This is a genomic window from Streptomyces sp. Ncost-T10-10d, assembly GCF_900091955.1.
Lineage (GTDB): Bacteria > Actinomycetota > Actinomycetes > Streptomycetales > Streptomycetaceae > Streptomyces.
The window spans coordinates 127,731-146,935 of record NZ_FMDF01000145.1 but is presented as its reverse complement, the minus strand read 5'-3'; the positions used below and the strand labels follow the sequence as shown (position 1 = coordinate 146,935).

17 protein-coding genes are annotated in these 19,205 nt (G+C 70.3%); 5 read left to right on the top strand and 12 right to left on the bottom strand.

Features of this window, described 5'->3' with window-relative positions:
• Positions 1-2 precede the first annotated feature (2 nt).
• Together GA0115254_RS25705 and GA0115254_RS25700 are read right to left on the bottom strand one after the other, a co-directional pair.
• A complete protein-coding gene (locus GA0115254_RS25705; RefSeq protein ID WP_093897651.1) occupies positions 3-884 on the bottom strand; it encodes a PhzF family phenazine biosynthesis protein in 882 nt (293 codons plus the stop codon).
• Positions 885-1,109: 225 nt separating this feature from the next.
• Positions 1,110-1,883, bottom strand: a complete 774-nt coding sequence (locus GA0115254_RS25700; protein WP_093897650.1) for an SDR family oxidoreductase — start codon at positions 1,881-1,883, stop codon at positions 1,110-1,112.
• Between the two features lie 262 nt (positions 1,884-2,145).
• On the opposite strand from GA0115254_RS25700, the gene GA0115254_RS25695 reads away from it, so the two are divergent.
• Positions 2,146-3,774, top strand: a complete 1,629-nt coding sequence (locus GA0115254_RS25695; RefSeq protein WP_093897649.1) for an alkaline phosphatase D family protein — start codon at positions 2,146-2,148, stop codon at positions 3,772-3,774.
• Here GA0115254_RS25695 and GA0115254_RS25690 read toward each other — a convergent pair.
• Positions 3,761-4,804: a Gfo/Idh/MocA family protein gene (locus GA0115254_RS25690; protein ID WP_093897736.1), complete on the bottom strand. Its 1,044-nt coding sequence runs from the start codon at positions 4,802-4,804 to the stop codon at positions 3,761-3,763. The two genes, GA0115254_RS25695 and GA0115254_RS25690, sit on opposite strands and share 14 nt — an antisense overlap.
• 87 nt (positions 4,805-4,891) lie before the next feature.
• Here GA0115254_RS25690 and GA0115254_RS25685 point away from each other — a divergent pair, with 87 nt between their 5' ends.
• Positions 4,892-6,214 carry a multidrug effflux MFS transporter gene (locus tag GA0115254_RS25685; RefSeq protein WP_093897648.1) on the top strand — a complete coding sequence of 441 codons (1,323 nt, stop codon included), beginning with the start codon at positions 4,892-4,894 and terminating at the stop codon, positions 6,212-6,214.
• A gap of 234 nt (positions 6,215-6,448) precedes the next feature.
• Here GA0115254_RS25685 and GA0115254_RS25680 read toward each other — a convergent pair whose 3' ends face one another.
• Positions 6,449-7,756, bottom strand: a complete 1,308-nt coding sequence (locus GA0115254_RS25680) for a hypothetical protein (RefSeq protein ID WP_093897647.1) — start codon at positions 7,754-7,756, stop codon at positions 6,449-6,451.
• Positions 7,757-7,897: 141 nt separating this feature from the next.
• On the opposite strand from GA0115254_RS25680, the gene GA0115254_RS25675 reads away from it, so the two are divergent.
• Complete coding sequence (locus GA0115254_RS25675) at positions 7,898-8,905, top strand: small ribosomal subunit Rsm22 family protein (RefSeq protein ID WP_093897646.1); 1,008 nt, start codon at positions 7,898-7,900, stop codon at positions 8,903-8,905.
• Between the two features lie 34 nt (positions 8,906-8,939).
• Here GA0115254_RS25675 and ddaH read toward each other — a convergent pair whose 3' ends face one another.
• Complete coding sequence (gene ddaH, locus GA0115254_RS25670; RefSeq protein WP_370740940.1) at positions 8,940-9,824, bottom strand: dimethylargininase; 885 nt, start codon at positions 9,822-9,824, stop codon at positions 8,940-8,942.
• Between the two features lie 100 nt (positions 9,825-9,924).
• Here ddaH and GA0115254_RS25665 point away from each other — a divergent pair, with 100 nt between their 5' ends.
• Both GA0115254_RS25665 and GA0115254_RS25660 read left to right on the top strand, forming a co-directional pair.
• A complete protein-coding gene (locus GA0115254_RS25665) occupies positions 9,925-10,542 on the top strand; it encodes a TetR/AcrR family transcriptional regulator (RefSeq protein WP_093897644.1) in 618 nt (205 codons plus the stop codon).
• A 143-nt stretch (positions 10,543-10,685) separates the two neighbouring features.
• The gene (locus GA0115254_RS25660; RefSeq protein WP_093897643.1) at positions 10,686-11,432 is read left to right on the top strand and encodes a bifunctional DNA primase/polymerase; all 747 of its coding nucleotides are present in this window, start codon (positions 10,686-10,688) and stop codon (positions 11,430-11,432) included.
• 68 nt (positions 11,433-11,500) lie between these two features.
• Here GA0115254_RS25660 and GA0115254_RS25655 read toward each other — a convergent pair whose 3' ends face one another.
• From GA0115254_RS25655 to GA0115254_RS25625, 7 genes are all read right to left on the bottom strand, one after another.
• A complete protein-coding gene (locus GA0115254_RS25655) occupies positions 11,501-12,433 on the bottom strand; it encodes an SCO2278 family lipoprotein (RefSeq protein ID WP_093897642.1) in 933 nt (310 codons plus the stop codon).
• Positions 12,366-13,337, bottom strand: a complete 972-nt coding sequence (gene efeU, locus GA0115254_RS25650) for an iron uptake transporter permease EfeU (protein WP_093897641.1) — start codon at positions 13,335-13,337, stop codon at positions 12,366-12,368. The genes GA0115254_RS25655 and efeU overlap by 68 nt, the downstream gene beginning before the upstream one ends.
• Before the next feature lie 80 nt (positions 13,338-13,417).
• Complete coding sequence (gene efeB / locus GA0115254_RS25645; RefSeq protein WP_256102767.1) at positions 13,418-14,710, bottom strand: iron uptake transporter deferrochelatase/peroxidase subunit; 1,293 nt, start codon at positions 14,708-14,710, stop codon at positions 13,418-13,420.
• Between the two features lie 19 nt (positions 14,711-14,729).
• A complete protein-coding gene (efeO, locus tag GA0115254_RS25640) occupies positions 14,730-15,866 on the bottom strand; it encodes an iron uptake system protein EfeO (RefSeq protein ID WP_093897640.1) in 1,137 nt (378 codons plus the stop codon).
• 187 nt (positions 15,867-16,053) lie between these two features.
• Positions 16,054-16,893: a heme ABC transporter ATP-binding protein gene (locus GA0115254_RS25635; RefSeq protein ID WP_093897639.1), complete on the bottom strand. Its 840-nt coding sequence runs from the start codon at positions 16,891-16,893 to the stop codon at positions 16,054-16,056.
• Entirely contained in the window at positions 16,890-17,957 is a 1,068-nt protein-coding gene (locus GA0115254_RS25630; protein ID WP_093897734.1) for a FecCD family ABC transporter permease, read from the bottom strand. The genes GA0115254_RS25635 and GA0115254_RS25630 overlap by 4 nt, the downstream gene beginning before the upstream one ends.
• Positions 17,958-17,995: 38 nt before the next feature.
• Entirely contained in the window at positions 17,996-19,078 is a 1,083-nt protein-coding gene (locus GA0115254_RS25625) for a heme/hemin ABC transporter substrate-binding protein (protein WP_093897638.1), read from the bottom strand.
• Positions 19,079-19,205 lie beyond the last annotated feature (127 nt).

The following is a 19,205-nucleotide window of genomic DNA, read 5'->3' as shown; positions in this document are numbered from 1 at the left end:
TGTCAGGCCTCGATCCGGGTTCCCGTACCGCTCACCCGCACCCGCGTGTCGCCCGCCCGCAGTTCGACCGTGAGCGTGCCGGGGCGGCCCATGTCCTCGCCCTGGTGAAGGGTGAGGACCGCGGTGTCCGGGACGAGGCCCAGGGCGCGCACATAGGCGCCGAAGGCGGCCGCCGCCGCGCCCGTGGCGGGGTCCTCCACCACGCCGCCGACCGGGAACGGGTCGCGGACGTGGAAGACGTCCGGCGCCGCCCGCCACACCAGCTGCAGGGTCGTCAGGTCCAGCCGGTGCATCAGGGCTTCGAGGCGCGCGAAGTCGTAACCGAGGTCGGCGAGCCGCTCACGGGTCGCGGCGGCCAGCACCAGGTGGCGGGCGCCCGCGAAGGCGATCCGGGGCGGCAGGGCGGGGTCGAGATCGGCGGCCGGCCAGTCCAGGGCGGCGAGCGCCTCCGCCAGGTCGTCCGGAGCGATGTCCATGACGTCCGGCTCGACGCTGGTGAGCGTGGCGCGGAGCTCGCCGCCCTCCTGGGTGACGGTGACCGGGACCGTACCCGCGGGCGTGCTGAACACCAGATCACCGGGGCCGTCGCGCTCGGCGAGTGCGAGGGCCGTCGCCACGGTGGCATGGCCGCAGAACGGGACCTCCGCCTTCGGGCTGAAGTAGCGGATCGTGTATCCCCGCGCGGCCGACGGCCCTTCGTCTCCCGGCTCGTCCCGCCCGGTCAGAAAGGCCGATTCGCTGTAACCCAGCTCCGCCGCGACGGCGAGCATCGCCGCGTCGTCGAGATCGGACGCGTCAAGGACGACCCCTGCCGGATTGCCGCCTTCCGGGTCGGCGGAGAAGGCGGTGTAGCGCAGGATCTCGGTATCTGAATTCTGGCTCATGCCGCAGGTCAACCCTGCCGCGGCCGGGGGCATTCCCGTTCCGGCCGGCCGGATGGCGCCCCGAGCCCCGGTGGCCCGGTTCAGTGGCAGTTCCTGGTGCCCTTGCCCTACTTCGTCCAGGAGCGGGAGTCCTGGAGCTTGCCGGTCGGCTTGATCGGCCGCGCCTTGTCACGGGCGTCTGTTCGTTTCGTGGGTGGGATGGCCGGCCTCGTGGCCGTGGCCCCGTCAGCCGCGGCCCACGTACGGCATCGCCGTCGCCAGGACCGTCGCGAACTGCATGTTCGCCTCCAGGGGCAGCTCCGCCATATGGAGCACCGTCCGGGCCACGTCCGCCGCCGCCATCACCGGCTCCACCGCCAGTTCACCATTGGCCTGAAGGGTGCCGGCCCGCATCCGCTCCGTCATGTCCGTGGCGGCGTTGCCGACGTCGATCTGCCCGCACGCGATCCGGTACGGACGGCCGTCCAGGGACAGCGACTTCGTCAGGCCCGTCATGGCGTGCTTGGTCGCGGTGTAGGCGACCGAATGCGGGCGTGGTGCGTGGGCGGAGACGGAGCCGTTGTTGATGATCCGGCCGCCCTGTGGGTCCTGCGCCTTCATCAGCCGGTACGCGGCCTGAGCGCAGAGGAAGGCGCCCGTCACATTCACGTCCACCACCGAGCGCCAGTCCTCCACTGACAGGTCCTCGACCGGGACGGAACGCGGGCCGAACGTGCCCGCGTTGTTGAAGAGCAGATCGAGTCGGCCGAAGCACTCCCGCGCCGAGGAGAAGAGCGCGTCCACGTCCTCGGGCCGTGACACATCGGTGGGGACGGTGATCACCCGGGCGTTCTCCCCGGCCAGCGCGGCGGTCTCGGCAAGGGGTTCCGGGCGCCGGCCCGCGAGCGCCACCGACCAGCCGGTGCCGGTCAGGGCGAGAGCCACCGCGCGGCCGATTCCGGATCCCGCACCCGTCACGACCGCCGTCTTCGGGCCGGAATTCAACAGTTTGTTGCTCATGACGCCGCAGCGTACGCCTTCCCGTTCTGCGGGCCGCGTAAGGCCGGACGGGGTCAAGGCGGCGTATGCGGCGGCGGGTTCACGTCTCGGAGGGCCGGTATTGATGATCATGGTCTCCGTCGCGTATGCGCACTTTGCCGTGGGCATCCATTCCCGCTGTATTCCTCATCCGCGCGACGCCGGAGCGACGCGAACACGACAGCCGCTCGATGTGCTGGTCCGGTGCACTGCCCGAGTACACCACCAGCCAGGGGAGGGACAGATGACGCATTCATCGCACCAGCAGGAGCTGCGCGACGCCGCCAGGCACCTCGGACGCCGCCGCTTCCTCACCGTCACCGGCGCCGCCGCCGCGCTCGCCTTCTCGGTCAACCTGCCGGCCGCGGGCACCGCGAGCGCCGCCGAGCTGGACGCCCGGAAGATCGGCGAGGACCCGTTCACCCTCGGCGTCGCCTCCGGCGACCCGCTGCCCGACTCGGTCCTGCTGTGGACGAGACTCGCGCCCCGTCCCTACGAGAGCGGCAGCGGACTGCCCCGGGCCCGGGTCCAGGTGCGCTGGGAACTCGCCCGCGACGAGCGCTTCTCCCGCATCGTCCGGCGCGGATCGGCCACCGCCCACCCGGAGTTCGACCACAGCGTCCACGTCGAGGTCAAGGGCCTCGAAGCGGACCGCGTCTTCTACTACCGCTTCCGTGCCGGGAACTGGACCAGCCCCGTCGGGCGGACCCGCACCGCACCCGCCCGTGGCGCCCGCAACAGCGTGCTGAGCCTGGCCGCCGTCTCCTGCCAGGCCTACCACGACGGCTACTTCACCGCGTACAGGCACCTTGCCGAGGAGGATGTCGACGTCGTCTTCCACCTCGGCGACTACCTCTACGAGTACGCCGTCAACGCGAGTGGCGGGGCCCGTAATTACACCGACCGCACGCTCCCTGCCCACTTCAACAAGGAGACGGTCACGCTGGAGGACTACCGGCTGCGGTACGGCCTCTACAAGCGTGACCCCGACCTGCGCGCCGCCCACGCCGCGCACCCCTTCGTCGTCACCTGGGACGACCACGAGACCGAGAACAACTACGCGGGCGGCACCCCCGAGAACGACGTACCACCGGAGGAGTTCCTGCTGCGCCGCGCCGCCGCCTACCGGGCGTACTGGGAGAACCAGCCGCTGCGCACCCCGCAGCGGCCGGTCGGCCCGGACATGAAGCTCTACCGGCGCCTGCACTTCGGCACCCTCGCCCAGTTCGACATCCTCGACACCCGCCAGTACCGCAGCGACCAGGCCTACGGCGACGGCTGGCAGAAGCCCGGACCGGAGTCCGAGGACCCCTCGCGCACCCTGACCGGCACCACTCAGGAGCGCTGGCTGCTGAACGGCTGGCGGGCCTCGCGGGCCACCTGGAACGTCGTACCGCAGCAGGTCACCTTCGCTCAGCGGCGCGATGTACCGACCGACGCCTTCAAACTCTCCATGGACGCGTGGGACGGCTACCCCGCCTCCCGGGACCGGGTCCTGAAGGGGGCCGAGGCCGCCGGGATCGACAACCTGATGGTGCTCACCGGCGACGTGCACGTCGGCTACGCCTTCGACCTGAAGAAGGACTTCGACGACCCGACCTCCCGCACCGTCGGCACGGAGATCGTCGCCACCTCCGTCACCAGCGGCAAGAACGGCTCGGACAGGCCGGCCGGCTGGAACAACCAGATGCAGGCCAACCCGCACATGAAGTTCTTCAACGGCCGTCGCGGATACGCCGTCATCACGCTGGGCGCGCAGCGGGCGCGCGCCGACTACCGCACGGTGTCCGCCGTCACCACGCCCGGCGCGCCCCTCGCGACGGCCGGATCGTTCGTCACGGAGGTGGGCAACCAGGGCCTCACGCCCGCTTAGGCCCCGCCCCACGGACGGGCGCCGGTCGGACGAGGCCGTCGGCCGGGTAGCGGACGCCGATGCGGTCACGTACCGCGTCGAGCGTCCGCATCACCGCAAGGGAACCGTCCAGCGGCACCAGCGGCGACTCCGTCTCGCCCGCCCGCAGCGCCCGTGCCACCTCGGCCTGTTCGAACTGCATCCCGCGCAGCCCCTCGCCCGCCGCCCCCGCGGTGAACTCCTCCGGCTCGTGCCCCTCCCGGTGCAGCACGAACCACTCCGGGTAGAAGAAGCCGCGCGGGAAGTCGATCCGCCCCTTCGTGCCCGTGACCGAGGCGGTCAGCGGCGTGTCCGCGACGATCGAACAGTTCAGCAGCGCCGAGGCGCCCGCCTCCGACCAGCCCAGCAGCATCGCGGTATGCAGATCGACGCCCTCGGGGGAGAGCAGCGCGTCGGCCTGCACCCGGTCCGGCTCGCCCAGCAGCAGGTGCGCGAACGACACCGGATAGACCCCGAGGTCCAGCAGCGCGCCGCCGCCCAGCGCCGGGTCGCGCAGCCGGTGCTTGGGACCGAAAGGACCCGCGAGCCCGAAGTCGGCCTGCACGGTACGGATATCGCCGATGGCGCCGTCCCGCACCAGCTCCGTCATGCGCCGGATGACCGGGTTGCAGTACGTCCACATGGCCTCCATCAGGAAGAGGCCGCGGTCCCGGGCGAGCTTCACCAGCTCGTCCGCCTCCCGAGCGTTGAGCGTGAACGCCTTCTCGCACAGCACGTGCTTTCCGGCCTCCAGACAGAGCGCGGCCGCCTCCCGGTGCGCCGAGTGCGGTGTCGCGACGTATACCACATCGACCTCGTCGTCGGCGGCGAGATCGGCCCAGCTGCCGTACGCCCGGGGTATCCCGAACCGCTGCGCGAACGCCTGCGCCGAGGCGTCCGTACGGGACGCGACGGCCACCACCTCCGCGTCCGGCATCGCCCGCAGGTCCTCGGTGAACGTCGCGGCGATGCCGCCGGTCGCCAGTACACCCCAACGCAAGGGCCCGCTCATGCCTGTCATGACTGCTCCCCAAAAAGGTCTCGACCAGTGCGGCTGAGCTGAGAGCATAGAGGCGGATTCAACTACATGGAGATGAGAATGCCGGAGAGCGGCGCAAGCCGGGCCCAGCAGGAACGCACACACATATCGACCACCGGGACCGGGGCCGAGGAGCCCACGGCCACCGGCACACCTCCCGGGAATCCGGCCGCCACCGACGCGGCCCGGCGCACCGGACTCCTCGTCACCCTGGTCCTCGGTGGCCTCACCGCACTGCCGCCGCTCTCCATGGACATGTACCTCCCGGCCCTGCCCGCGGTCACCGAGTCCCTGCAGGCCCCCGCCGCGACCGTGCAGCTCACCCTCACCGCCTGCCTCACCGGTATGGCGCTCGGGCAGGTCGTCGTCGGACCGATGAGCGACCGGTGGGGCAGGCGCCGGCCACTGCTCCTCGGCATGATCATCTATGTCGTCGCCACCGCGATCTGCGTCTTCGCCCCCACCACGGAACTCCTCATCGGCTTCCGCCTCCTGCAGGGCCTGGCCGGTGCGGCGGGGATCGTCATCGCCCGTGCCGTGGTGCGCGACATGTACGACGGCGTGGAGATGGCCAGGTTCTTCTCCACTCTGATGCTGATCTCCGGCGTCGCGCCGATCATCGCACCGCTGATCGGCGGACAGGTGCTGCGGTTCACCGACTGGCGGGGGATCTTCGCCGTCCTCACCGTCGTCGGCGTGGTGCTCACCCTGGTCGTCTGGAAGTGGCTGCACGAGACCCTGCCGCCGCAGGACCGGCACACCGGTGGCATCGGCGACGCGCTGCGCACCATGCGCGGGCTGCTCACCGACCGGGTCTTCACCGGCTACATGATCGCGGGCAGCCTCGCCTTCGCCGCCCTCTTCTCGTACGTGAGCGCCTCGCCGTTCGTCGTGCAGGAGATCTACGGGGCCTCGCCCCAGACATTCAGCCTGCTCTTCGGCATCAACTCGGTCGGCCTGATCGTCGTGGGCCAGATCAACGGCAGGATGCTGGTCGGCCGGATCAGCCTGGACAAGGCGCTCGCCTTCGGACTCTCGGTCATCGTGCTGGCCGCGGCCGCGCTGCTGCTGATGACGTCCGGGGTCTTCGGGCACGTGGGCCTGGTCCCGGTCGCGGCCGGGCTCTTCGTGCTGATGTCGGCGATGGGGCTCGCGATGCCCAATACGAACGCACAGGCCCTGATGCGTACGAAGCACGCCGCTGGATCCGCCTCCGCACTGCTCGGTACGTCGTCGTTCCTGATCGGCGCCGTCGCCTCGCCGCTCGTCGGGATCGCGGGCGAGGGGACGGCCGTTCCGATGGCTGTCGTGCAGCTGGTGTGCGCGGTGGGTGCGATGGCCTGCTTCCTGGGGTTGTGCCGGCCCTGGCAGCGGGTTTCCTAGTGCCGTGCCGGGCGTCGCGAGCCGGTGAACCTTTCCGGTCGCAGCCCTAGCGGGGGCCGGGTTCAGCCCCGGGGCTCGCCGCTGATCAGGTCCGGGCCGAGGTGGCGGGAGGCGACGGAGACGATCGCCGGTACCGCGCGCTCACGCGCCGGCTCGACCACGAAGCGGCCGAAGGCCTCGGACGGAAGCAGAGCCGGCTTCGCGGGCGCGATGAAGGCGTCGGTCCGGATTCCCTCAGTTCGCGCTCGGGTAGCCGATCAGATGCGGGCGGTCCTTCTCGTCCGTCCAGCGGAACAGGCCGACACCGTCCGATGTCACCGCGCCCGGAACCCGCTGGTTCGAGGGCAGGGCACCCGTCGTGCCGCTCCTGATCGCCACCGCGACGGGGGTTCCGCCGCCGGCCAGCACGTCGGCCGCGTTGCGGGCGTTCGCCGCGCCGTACGCGATGCCCTCGTCGGTCACGGACGCGAGCGTCAGCGGCTTCGTGCCGTCCGCCCCCTCGAAGCAGAACCCCCGCTTCGTCGACAGGTCGAAGGCGAGCGGACCGGCCACCAGGAAGTTGCCCGAGGGGGCGGCGACCAGCTGCGGGTACTGGCCCGGCTTGATCGCAGGCTTGCTGCACTCCACCGAGGAGAGGGGCTTGCCCGTCTCCATGTCCTGCACCACCCACAGATCATGGGTGGCGGCGCGCTTCGCCCCCTTGGCGAGCTGCCACTTCGTCAGCACCAGGCCCGGGACCACCGATGTGGGGATTCCGCTGAGCCGGTCGGTGCCCTTGGGAGCGACATTGCGGCTGAACCAGCCACCCTGCACCCAGAATTCCTTGGCCCCGCTGACCAGCAGACCCTTCTTCGTCAGTCCGCGCACCTCGGTGAGCTGCTTGCAGGTCGTGCAACCCTTCGGGTACTTGAGCGCGGGGGCAGTGATCTCCGACACCCGGCCGGTCACCGGGTCGACCACCGCGCTGTTCGTCCGGCCGTCGCTGATGAGGATGCCGGGGCCGGTGGCGGTGACCGTGGGTACGGAGTTCCACGGCACCTCGACGCGCCGCCGGGAGCCGTCCTGCACGTTGTAGACATCCAGCGAGACGATCGTGTCGGCGGGGGTCAGCGCGTTCTCGCCGACCTTCCCGTACGACCATGTGACGAAGTACTCGTGGTCGTCCACGGTGACCGGGAGGAGCCTCGGGAAGTGCTGCGGGGACGGGGGCCGCCAGCTCTCCCCGTGCCAGCCGGCCTCCCCGGTCTCCGAGTCGATGGTGCGCAGCTGGTACTTGGTGTCCGAGACCCGCACGAGATAGGCGAGGCTGCCCGTCGTCCGGGAGAGCGCGTAGTCGGGCGAGGTGCCGACGAGCTCCCAGCCGTGCTCGGTCGCGAACACGGAGGGGACGGTGAGCTGTGTCACCGGGGCCGCGCTCGCCTTGGCCTGCTTCTTCGGCTTGTCGGAGCTCTTCTCGCCGCTGCCGCAGGTGGCCAGCAGAAGAAGCATGGCAAGCACGAGCACTCCGCCGACCAGAACCAGGCGCACGATCTTCTGTCTCATGGTTTCCCTCGATGGGCGATCCCGACCTCGCGCCGGTCAGCGTAGCAACTTGCGTAGGTGCCGGGGCAGTTCGCATGGGCTGCTGTTCGTTACGGGTGCCGGGGCGGAAGCGGGTCCGCCGCCTTTGCCTACAATTCGTCGGTGAACGCCACCCTCCCCACTGCGGAAGCCCTGCGCGCGGCGCTGGCCGGACTGCTCGACGGGCTGCCGCCCAAGCAGGCCGCCCAGGCTGTCGACCGGCTCATCGCCAACTACCGCGGGACCACCCCCACGGACGCCCCGGTGCTGCGCGACCGTTCGGACGTCGCCGCGTACGCCGCTTACCGGATGCCCGCGACCTTCGAAGCGGTACGGTCCGCGCTCGCCGCACTCCAGGAGGCCGCCCCGGACTGGGTACCCGCCACGCACACCGACATCGGCGGCGGCACCGGAGCGGCGAGCTGGGCCGTGGCGGGGGCCTGGGAGGGGCCGAGGACGACCGTCCTGGACTGGGCCGAGCCCGCACTCGCCCTCGGCCGGGAGCTGGCCGCGATCTCCGGCATCCCCGCCCTGCGCACTGCCGAGTGGCGCCGGGCCCGGATCGGCACCGGCCTCGAACTCGCCCCCACGGACCTGATCACCGTCTCGTACGTACTCAAGGAGCTGACGGCGGAGGCCCGTGCCGGCCTCGTCGACACCGCGGCGGCCGCCGCACAGGCGGTCGTGGTCGTCGAGCCGGGCACCCCCGACGGCTACGCCCGGATCATCGAGGCCCGCGACCGGCTGATCGCCGCCGGGCTGAAGGTCGCCGCGCCCTGCCCGCACAACGACGCATGCCCCATCGAGCCGGGCACGGACTGGTGCCACTTCTCGGCCCGGGTCAGCCGCTCCTCGCTGCACCGGCAGGTCAAGGGCGGCTCGCTGCCGTACGAGGACGAGAAGTTCAGCTATGTCGTGGCGACCCGCTTCCGGACGGAACCCGTCCGTGCCCGGGTCACCCGCAAGCCGCAGATCCGCAAGGGGCAGGTGCTGCTGGACCTGTGCACCCGTGACGAGGCCCTGCAGCGCTCCACGGTCACCAAGCGGCACGGCGAGCTGTACCGGGCCGCCCGGGACATCGCGTGGGGCGACGAGTGGCCGCCGCACGACGTGGGTGGGTCCGGTGCCTGAGAGCGGCTGACGCCCGAGGCTGCCGGACCTCCGGCTACCCGCGCAGCTCCTGCGTGCAGCACTTCACGCTGCCGCCGCCCTTCAGCAGCTCGCCCAGATCCATCGGCACCGGTTCGAAGCCGCGCGCCCGCAACGGGTCGAAGAGCCCCGTGGCGGCCTGTGGCAGCAGCACATGGAGCCCGTCGCTCACCGCGTTGAGGCCGAGCGCCGCCGCATCCGGCTCCTCGGCGATCAGCGCGTCGGGGAAGAGCCGCGCCAGCACCGACCGGCTGCCCGGCGAGAAGGCGCCCGGGTAGTACATGATCTCGTCGCCCGCGTCGTCGAGCACGGACAGCGCCGTGTCCAGGTGGTAGTAGCGCGGGTCGACCAGATCGAGCCCGATCACCGGGCGCCCGAAGAACTCCTGCGCCTCGTCGTGCGAGAGGGGGCTGGACCGGAAGCCCCGCCCGGCCAGGATGTACGAAGCGGTGACCGCGAAGTCGCCTTCGCCCTCGTTGACGTGGGCCGGTTCATGGATCTCGGTGAAGCCGTTGTCCCGGAACCACTCGCGATGGGCCCCGGCCTCCTCGTACCGCTCCTGGTACGCGAACCGGGCGCCGAGCACCCGGCCGTCGATGACGGTGGCGCCGTTGGCGGCGAAGACCATGTCGGGCAGCTCGGGGCGGGGGGTGAGCAGCTCCACGGTGTGTCCGAGGGTGCGGTAGCGGTCGCGCAGGTCCTCCCACTGGGTCTGGGCCAGGGGGAGATCCACAGGCTTGCTGGGGTCCATCCACGGGTTGATGGAGTACGTCACCCTGAAGTGGGCCGGGGCGCACATCAGGTAACGGCGGGGTGTGGCTTCACGAGGCAAAGAAGGCTCCTCACGAAAAGCAGGGGTCACCTGCCGGTGGACTTCGCACGGGTGCGTGCGTGAGCCCATGGTCCACTTTCCGGGGCCCGCGCGCAGTGATCCGATCGGGTGGTTCCGCACGGTGATGAGACGACACGTATCGACACGTGCCGCTGCTAGATTTGCCGGCATGGTAGCGAACCGGCCACCCGACTCCAGTCGCCGCAGCGAGCGCTCGCGCCGTGCGATCTATGACGCGGCGCTCGGCCTGGTCGGCGAGGTGGGCTACCCCAGGACCACCGTCGAGGCCATCGCCGCGCGGGCCGGCGTCGGGAAGCAGACGATCTACCGGTGGTGGCCCTCCAAGGCGGCCGTCCTCCTGGAGGCCTTCGTCGCTCTCGGTGACCGGGCCGCCGAGGAGAACGGCGCGGGTGACGCGCAGGGGATTCCGGACACCGGTGATCTCGCGGCCGACCTCAAAGTCGTTCTGCGGGCCACCGTCGACGAGCTGACCGACCCCGCCTTCGAAGCGCCGACCAGGGCACTGGCCGCCGAGGGGATCGTCGACCCGCAGCTCGGCGCCGAATTCGTCCAGAAGCTGCTCGATCCTTCACTCCGGCTGTACGTCGCACGGTTGCGCGCCGCGCAGGAGGCGGGTCAGGTGCGCGCCGACATCGACCCGCGGATCGCCCTGGAACTCCTCGTGGGCCCGCTCACCCACCGTTGGCTGCTGCGCACCCTCCCGCTCACCCATGAGTACGCGGACGCGATCGTCGACTACACCGTGCGTGGGCTGGCACACCCCTGAGACGCACCCGTCATTTCATGACAAGAGGCGGCATAATGCCCAGCTCATGGCGTCGTCCCCCGTACCCCGCTTCGGGACTCTGGCCACCCGAGGCGCAGGATGGTGGGACCATGGACAGGAGCAACGCTGAGGTAAGGGGATAGATGGGCGCCGATTTCGGCCGTTATCGCGGCTCAGAGAGCAAAATTTCCCAATGGCTCCGCCGCCGACCCAAACCGCAGCAGAGCGAGGTCGACGACACCGCCCGGGAGGCGCTGCTCCTCGCTGTCGCCGAAGCCGGAATGCCGATCGCGCCCGCCGCCCATCCGGTCGGCTACCGATGTTCGTGCGAACGCATCGGCTGTCCCACCCCCGCCCGGCACCCCATCTCCTTCGCCTGGCAGACGCAGTCCACCACCGACCGCGCCCAGATCGAGCGCTGGGCCCGCAGCCAGCCGCAGGCCAACTTCATCACTGCGACCGGCATGATCCACGACGTTCTCGACGTGCCGCTGTCCGCGGGCAGTCAGGCACTGGAACGGCTCCTCGCCGCAGGCATCGACGTCGGCCCCGTCGCCCGGTCCGGCGACGACCGGATGCTCTTCTTCACCGCCACCCGCGGTACGCCCGAGGACGAGGACGAGTGGTGGCCGTGCGAGCTGGACTGCCATCCCGAGACCATGGACGAGCATCCGGGACTGCGGTGGCACTGCCGCGGCAGCTACGTACTCCTGCCGCCGGCCAGGCTGCCCGGTGAGCTGGATGTGCAGTGGGTGCAGGGGCCGGAGAACCCGCTGCCCGATCCGCTGACGCTGCTGGAGACACTCACCGACTCGTGTGCGCAGTACGCGGACGCGGCGGACCAGAGCGATCTGGACCACGACTCGGTGGCGTGGCCGCTGAGCCGCTAGCTCGATGACCGGGGCCGTCCGGTGGCTGCTTCGTCCTCAATCGCCGGACGGGCTTGATTCCGCCCCGGTCACGACCCCTTCGCCGCCGTCAGGCCCGGCAGCCGGTTCAGTACGACCACCTTGCCGTCCCCCGCGCCCTTCTTCGGAACGAACACCAGCTGGCTGGAGACCCGCTCCTTGGTGAGAGTGGACTTCACCTCACCGGTCAGCAGCGCCTCCACATCCGCGTTCAGCGGCGGACGCAGGCCCTTTGCCGCGGTCTGCCGTTCGAAGTGCTTGCTGCTGAAGAAGACCAGCGCCCCGCCGTCGTCCGTCTTCAGGCCGAGCGGGGCGAACGTACCGCTGTCCAGCGGCTGGTCGATGTACTGGTACGAGAATCCCGCCCGACGGGTGGTGCGGCGGGCGTCCCGCCAGCCCGAAGTGGAGGTGCCGGGGGCGAAGACGTCCGGGGTGCCTTTTTGCAGGTACTCCGTGTACTGGGTGCTCAAGTCCTCCGGTGCCACGGCCGGTTCGGAGCTGTCCGCGGCCACCGGCTCGGCCAGGCCGTCGCTGTCCTTCGCGAAGCCGGGCAGCTGGGACGGTGCGACGACCGACAGATAGGAGGCCTTCCACCCCGCGCCCGGCCCGGACTTGACGAAGACGACCAGCCAGCGGGTGTCCAGCTTTCCGCTGTCCTCGTCGCGGTTGGAGTCGGTGTCCGCGAGGAACCACCGGGGCCAGCCGGCCTTCTTCGGGATGAGATACCTGGCGTCGGTCAGCTCCAACGGCGTGTGGTTCGCATTGCCGTCCGGATTGTTCTTCTGTCGCGCCTTCAGCCCGGCCTGATTGATCGCGCCGAGCGGGCCCGTGACCCGGTCCGCGTCCAGAGCCGGATCGTAGGCCTTGTCTGCCGCGTTGTACGCGGTGGTGAAGGCCTTCAGGGCCTGTGCGGCTTCAGACCTGGTTGCCGCCGGCACCACTTCCAGCTCGCCGTGCACCGTCACGCACCCGCTCGCCGTCATGGACAGCACCGTCGCCGTCGCGAGCCCCGTCGCCAGCCGAATCGGCCTCAGGCTTCTCATCCGTTGCTTTCTGCGCCTTCTGATCCGTCGCCCCCACTGACCGTCCGAACCCTACCGGGGCGAGGAACAGCGCGAGAGTGGGGATCAGATACAGCGCCCACACCGTGATCTGAAGAACGGTCGGGTCGGGCTGGAAGTTGAACGTGCCCTTCAGCAGCGTGCCGTACCAGCTGTCCGGCGGAATCGTGGCGCTGATGTCGAACGCCCGATTGTGGATACCGCCGAGGAACTCGGCTTCCTGCAGGTCATGGACGCCGTACGCGAGCACGCCCGCGGCGACGATCACCAGCATGCCGCCGGTCCAGGTGAAGAACTTCGACAGATTGATCCTCAGCGCACCGCGGTAGAACAGCCAGCCCAGCACGACGGCGGCCGCGATGCCGAGGAACGCACCGATCATCGGGTGCCAGCCGTCATCCGCCGCATGCACCGCACGCCACACGAACAGCGAGGTCTCCAGGCCCTCCCGGCCCACCGCGAGGAGCGCCGTGGCGACCAGCGCGCCGGTGCCCATCGCGAGTGCCGCGTCGAGCTTGCCGTGCAGTTCCGTCTTCAGATGCCGCGCGGTGCGCCGCATCCAGAAGACCATCCAGGTGACCAGACCGACCGAGACGATCGACAGCGAACCGCCGAGCGCCTCCTGGGCCTTGAACGTCATCTCCTGCGAACCGAATTCGAGGCCGGCGCCGAACGCCAGGCTGACGACGATCGCGATACCGACGCCGATCCAGATCGGCACCAGTTTGTTCTTGTTGCCGGTCTTCACCAGATAGGCGATGAGGATGCAGACGACCAGGCTGGCCTCAAGGCCTTCGCGCAGGCCGATCAGGAAGTTGCTGAACACGTTTCGGTTCTCCTTTTCTGCTTCGAGTACCCAAGGGGGATTGGCAACCGGGAGGCGGCGTCGCCCAATTGCCGGTCCCTCTACGAGAACAGCGCCCGGCCCCACCAGTCGTCCTTGTCACGGACGCCCGGCGGGACGGCGAAGTGTGCCGAACCCACGTGCTGGATGTACTCGTTGAGTGCGTCGTGCGCCGCGAGGCGGCGCTGCAGCGGAATGAATGCCTTGCGGACATCGCGCTGGTAGGCGAGGAAGAACAGCCCGGCGTCGAGCCGGCCGAGGCCGTCCGTACCGTCGGTGAAGGAGTAGCCGCGGCGCAGGATCGTCGCACCGTCGTTGCTGTCCGGGTGGGCGAGCCGCACATGCGCGGTCGGCAGCATCGCCTTCAGGAACGGCTCGTCGCGCTCCTTGGCCTTGCCGACCGGTGCGCCCTCGCCCTTGTCCCGGCCGAAGACGTCCTCCTGCTCCTGGAGCGGGGCGCGGTCCCAGGTCTCGATGTGCATCCGGATGCGCCGGGCCACCAGGTACGAACCCCCGGTCATCCAGCCCGCCTTGTCCTTCTCGCCGACCCACACATGCTTGTCGAGGGCGGCGGTGTCGGTGCCGGAGATGTTCCGGGTGCCGTCCTTGAAGCCCATCATGTTGCGCGGGGTCTGGGCATCGGGCGTCGTCGAGGACGTCTTGCCGAAGCCCAGCTGGGACCAGCGGATCGCGGTACGGCCCATGCCGATCCTGGCGAGGTTGCGGATGGCGTGCACCGCGACCTGCGGGTCGTCCGCACACGCCTGGACACAGAGATCGCCGCCGCTGCGGGCCGCGTCGAGGTTGTCGCCGGGGAACTTCGGCAGATCGACGAGCGCCTCGGGACGCTTGTCCTCCAGACCGAACCGGCCCTTGGCGAAGAGCGAGGGGCCGAAGCCGATGGTGAGCGTGAGCCGGGACGGCTTGAGCCCCAGTGCCTCGCCCGTGTCGTCCGGCGGGGCCTCGGCGAGACCGCCGTAGGCGCCGTCGCCGACCGCGTGACCGGCCGTCATCCGCTCGGCCGCCCGCGTCCACTCCTTGAGCAGCGCGATCAGTTCGGCGCGGTCCTTCGTCGTCACGTCGAACGCGGCGAAGTGCAGCCTGTCCTGTACGGCGGTGGCGATACCCGCCTGGTGCGCACCGTGGAACGGCACGGCCGCACCGCTGTCCGCGGCCGGCACTGCGTCGCTCTCCGTACGCACCGCGGCGACCGCGCCACCGGCCGCGACAGCGCCCAGCGCAAGACCGGCGCCGCCCCAGCCGAGCAGTGCCCGACGGGACGGGGCACGGCCACCGGTCCCGGCGGTTGCCCCGGCGGCGTCGTCCACGGCGGTGTTCTGCGTCTCCTCCGACATCCCGAAGTCTCCCCGCTCGTTACTTCGTCACCGCGGCGGCGAGCTTGGACAGCGGCTCGGCCAATGCGTTGACGGCGTCCGAAAGCTCCTTGCGGTCCGCCTTGCCGACCTTCTCGTACGAGGTGAACTCGTAGGAGGTCTTGTCCTTGCGGTACTTGTCCAGCAGCGTGTTCAGTGCTGCGAACTGCTTGTCCAGGGACGCCGTCAGCGCCGGGTCGTTCTTCGACGCGATCGGCTTCAGCAGCTCGTAGGACTTCTCCGCGCCCTCGACGTTGCCCTTGAAGTCGATCAGGTCGGTGTGGCTGTAGCGCTCTTCCTCGCCGGTGACCTTGCCGGTCGCGACCTCGTCGAGAAGTTCCTTGGCGCCGTTGGCCATGGAGGTCGGAGTGATCTCAGCCGTGCCGACCCGCTTCTGCCAGTCGAGCAGGTCCTTGTAGAGGACCGGTGCGAGGGCCTTCTCCTCGGCGCCCAGCTTCTTGTCCTGCCACAGCGCCTTCTCCAGGCGGTGCCAGCCCGTCCACTTCTGGCCGTCCTCCAGGCCGTCCTCGCGGAGGTCGACCTTCGGGTCGATGTCGCCGAAGGACTCGGCGACCGGCTCGGTGCGTTCCCAGCCGAGACGGGAGTCGGCGTAGATCTTCTTGGCGGCCTCGATGTCACCGGCGGCGACGGCGTCGGTGAAGGCCTTGGCCTTCGGCAGCGTCTCGTCGGCCTGGGCCTGGACGTACGTGCGGTAGGCGGCGACGGCCTTGTCCATCTCGGGGCTGCGCTTGGCCGTGTTGGCGCCGGTGACCTCGATCTTCTGCCGGATGCCGTTGCCCTTCATGCCGGGCTTGCAGACGACGTTGTACGAGCCGGCCTTCACCTCGGCCGTGATGTTGGCCTTGGTGCCGGGGCCGATGTTCTCGCGCTCGGCGGCGATGCGGTCGTCCGGGAACAGGACGTAGACCTCGGTGACCTTCGAGCCCTTGTTCTGCACGGCCAGTTCGATGTGGCCGGCCGGCAGCTTCTTCTTCGAGACCTCGCACGAGTCGTCCTTGGCGACGACCTGTACGGCTCCGTCGCCCTTGCCGTCGCTCTTCTCGGCACAGCCCGTGACAGCGGTCAGGGCGGCCACGGTCGCGGCAGCGGTGACGACGGAGGAACGAACGGCTCGCATGAGGGCTCCACAAGAAGAAGGAGAAGAAGGAGAAGATCGGACAAAGACAGGTGAGGCGGACCTAACTTAACCGAGGCTTACCTCACCGATGCCCACTCGTGCAGTGATTCAACTCTCATCCGCGTAATGCGGGAACGAGGCGGTCACGGATGATTCATGGACGACCCATGGATAGGTCAAGCGATGGTCAAGTCGTTCTGGTCGGTACGACGAGGGGCGCCCCGGTCCGCGGATGCGGGAACACCTCGACCGGCTGCCGGTAGACCTCGCCGAGCAGTTCGCCCGTGAACACCTCGGCGGGCGGGCCCGCCACCGCGATCCGCCCGTCGTGCAGCACGGCAGCCCGGTCCGCGTGAGCCGCGGCCAGCCCCAGATCGTGCAGCACGACGACGACCGCGTCACCGGCGGCGGCCCGATCCCGGCAGATCCGCAGCACCAGTTCCTGGTGACGCAGATCGAGCGCGGCGGTCGGCTCGTCCAGCAGCAGCAGCGGGGCGCGCTGCGCCAGCACCCTGGCCAGCGCGACCCGGGCCCGTTCGCCGCCGGACAGCGCGGAGAAGGGGCGCCCGGCGAACTCGGTCACCTCGGTGGCCGCCATCGCCGCGGCGACCGCCGGATCGTCCTCGTCCGCCCGCTCCGTCCCGGCCCACGGTGCCCGCCCCATCCGTACGACGTCCTCCACCGGGAAGGGGAACGACAGCGCGGCGGACTGCGGCAGCACCGCCCGGCGCAGGGCCAGTTCGGGGGTCGACCAGTCGGTGACCGGGCGTGAGTCGATCCGTATCTCACCGCTCTCGGCGGGCAGATCGGCGGCCAGCGCCGCCAGCAGGGTCGATTTCCCGGCCCCGTTGGGCCCGACGAGCGCCAGCACCTCACCCGCGTACGCGGTCAGTTCGATGGAGTCGAGCACCGGTCGCCGCCCCAGCCGCACCCGCAGCCCGCGCGCCTCGGAGACGGGGGAGCCGGGGGAGACGGGAACGGGCAGCTGCCGGCCCCGTACCCGGAAAGGGTTCTTCAAGGCCCTCATACCCAACCACCTTGCCTGCGACGGGTCCTGCGCAGCAGCCAGAAGAAGAACGGGCTGCCGAAGAGTGCGGTCAGCACGCCGAGCGGCAGCTCGGCGGGATCGGCGACGGTACGGGCCGCGAGATCGCCCGCCACCAGCACCAGGGCGCCGCCGAGCGCGCTGCCGGGGACGAGAAAGCGGTGCCCGGGACCGTTCGCCATGCGCAGCAGATGCGGAACCAGCAGCCCCACGAACGAGATGATCCCGGCGACCGCCACCGCGGCCGCGGTCAGCAGCGCCACGACGAGGACGAGCACGAGCCGCAGCCGCTCGACATCGACCCCCAGATGCCGGGCCGGCCGCTCGCCCAGCGCGAGGAGGTCCAGCTTTCGCGCGTAGAACGGCGCGACGAGCAGCCCGAGCACTGCGCAGGGCAGCACGGCGAGCACCTTGGGCCAGGTCGCCTGGGCCAGCGAACCCAGCTGCCAGAAGGTGATCTGCGAGATCTGCGCGTTGTCGGCGAAGAAGATGAACAGCCCGATCAGCGCACCCGCGAAGGCGTTGACCGCGATCCCGGTGAGGATCAACGTCACGACCTCGGTCCGCCCGTCCGACCGCGACAGCGCGTACACCAGCAGTACGGTCGCGAGCCCGGCGGCGAACGCGCAGAGGGTGATGGTCCAGTTGCCGAAGAAATTCAGCCCGAGCGCGATCGAGGCGACCGCGCCCACCGCCGCACCGGAGGAGATCCCGATCACCCCGGGCTCGGCGAGCGGATTGCCGAACACACCCTGCATCAGGGCGCCCGCGCAGCCCAGTGACGCCCCGACGAGCAGGGCGAGGACGACCCTCGGCAGCCGTACGTTCCACAGCACGCTCTCACCGACCCGGTCCAGCGCGGCTCCACCGAGACCGAGCCGGTGCTGGACGGAGCCGAGGACGTCGCCGAGCGGAATGCTGTACGCGCCGAGCCCGGCGGAGAGCAGAGCGCACACCACGAGCGCCGCGAGCAGCCCTGCGGTCAGGGCGAAGGGGGCGGAGCGCCGGGGCTTCGGTGCCGTCGGCGGCTGAGGCTCCGGTTTCATGGGAGCGCCCGGCCGGGTGCGTTCCTCGTACGAGGTGGTCACCGGCCCGCCCCGTCCTTCGGGTGGAGCTGCGCGACCAGTTCGCTCAGCACCCGGTCCGTGCGCGGCCCGTAGTTCAGCAGCACGCCGTCGTCGATGGAGACGATCCGCCGGTCCATCCCGGCCGGGGTCTCGGCGATGCCAGGGATCTTCACCACACCGTCGACGCCGCCCACCGATTCGAGTCCCTTGCGCATCACCAGGATGGCGTCGGGGGCGGCCTTGGCGAGGGCCTCGCTGGTGATGGCGGTGAAGTCCTTCTTCAGCCCGGACGCCTTGCCCGCGTCGACGGCTCCCGCCGCTTCGAGGAGCGAACTCGCACCGGACTCCCGGCCGCCCAGCAGATATACGGAGGCCGAGCCGCGCAGATAGAGGAAGGCGACCCGGGGCTTCTTCTGCCCGTCCGCCGGGGCGGGTACGGACTTCTGTACGGCGTCGATACGCGACTGGGTGCGCGACTTCAGTGCGGTGCCCGAGTCCGGCACGCCCAGGGCCGCCGCCACGGCGGCGATCCGGCGGCCGGCATCGGCGAGTTCCTTGGCCGGTTCGACGACGACGAGCGGAATGCCGGCATCCCGGATCTGGCCGATTGCCTCGGCGGGGCCGGTCGTGGTGTCCGCGAGGACGACGGTCGGCCTCAGCGACAGCACGCTCTCCGCGGAGACGTCATGGGCGCGGGTCACCACCGGGAGTTTCGCCGCCTGTTCGAAGGTGGCGGTGATGTCGCGGGCCACGACCTGCTTGCCGAGGCCGAGAGTGAAGACGATCTCGCTCAGGCCGCCGGTGAGCGGAATGATCCGGTCCGTCGAGGCGACGGTGACTTCGGCGCCGTCCGCCGACTTCACCGTGACCGGCAACTGCGGCTTCGGAGCGGTGGTCAGGGGCTCGACGCGGTCGGCCGCGGCGTTCCTGGAACCGGCGGCAGGAGTCCCCGTATCCGTACCGCCGCCGCAGCCCGTCAGGACGAGGGCCAGGGCGACGACGGCCGTCAGTGCACCCAGCGGTCCACGGGTCCTGACCGGCCCACGCCTCGGCCGCCGGGCGTCCGGGCCCGACGGGGCGAAGTCCTGCAAGAAGCGCACTGGGGCACCGTCCTGTCGTTCTGCGGTGAGCAGTTGGCAATGTTTTGCGAGCAATGTGATGGAAGGGGTGCCATCACAAGATCTCCATAGCTTAGGTTAGCCTTACCTGACTTTCCAGATCTCGGAG

Coding starts and splice junctions, on each gene's coding strand:
- GA0115254_RS25705 (WP_093897651.1), bottom strand. CDS start 884: ATGAGCCAGAATTCAGATACCGAGATCCTGCGCTACACCGCCTTCTCC.
- GA0115254_RS25700 (WP_093897650.1), bottom strand. CDS start 1,883: ATGAGCAACAAACTGTTGAATTCCGGCCCGAAGACGGCGGTCGTGACG.
- GA0115254_RS25695 (WP_093897649.1), top strand. CDS start 2,146: ATGACGCATTCATCGCACCAGCAGGAGCTGCGCGACGCCGCCAGGCAC.
- GA0115254_RS25690 (WP_093897736.1), bottom strand. CDS start 4,804: ATGAGCGGGCCCTTGCGTTGGGGTGTACTGGCGACCGGCGGCATCGCC.
- GA0115254_RS25685 (WP_093897648.1), top strand. CDS start 4,892: ATGCCGGAGAGCGGCGCAAGCCGGGCCCAGCAGGAACGCACACACATA.
- GA0115254_RS25680 (WP_093897647.1), bottom strand. CDS start 7,756: ATGAGACAGAAGATCGTGCGCCTGGTTCTGGTCGGCGGAGTGCTCGTG.
- ddaH (WP_370740940.1), bottom strand. CDS start 9,824: ATGGGCTCACGCACGCACCCGTGCGAAGTCCACCGGCAGGTGACCCCT.
- GA0115254_RS25665 (WP_093897644.1), top strand. CDS start 9,925: ATGGTAGCGAACCGGCCACCCGACTCCAGTCGCCGCAGCGAGCGCTCG.
- GA0115254_RS25660 (WP_093897643.1), top strand. CDS start 10,686: ATGGGCGCCGATTTCGGCCGTTATCGCGGCTCAGAGAGCAAAATTTCC.
- GA0115254_RS25655 (WP_093897642.1), bottom strand. CDS start 12,433: ATGACGGCGAGCGGGTGCGTGACGGTGCACGGCGAGCTGGAAGTGGTG.
- efeB (WP_256102767.1), bottom strand. CDS start 14,710: ATGTCGGAGGAGACGCAGAACACCGCCGTGGACGACGCCGCCGGGGCA.
- efeO (WP_093897640.1), bottom strand. CDS start 15,866: ATGCGAGCCGTTCGTTCCTCCGTCGTCACCGCTGCCGCGACCGTGGCC.
- GA0115254_RS25635 (WP_093897639.1), bottom strand. CDS start 16,893: ATGAGGGCCTTGAAGAACCCTTTCCGGGTACGGGGCCGGCAGCTGCCC.
- GA0115254_RS25630 (WP_093897734.1), bottom strand. CDS start 17,957: ATGAAACCGGAGCCTCAGCCGCCGACGGCACCGAAGCCCCGGCGCTCC.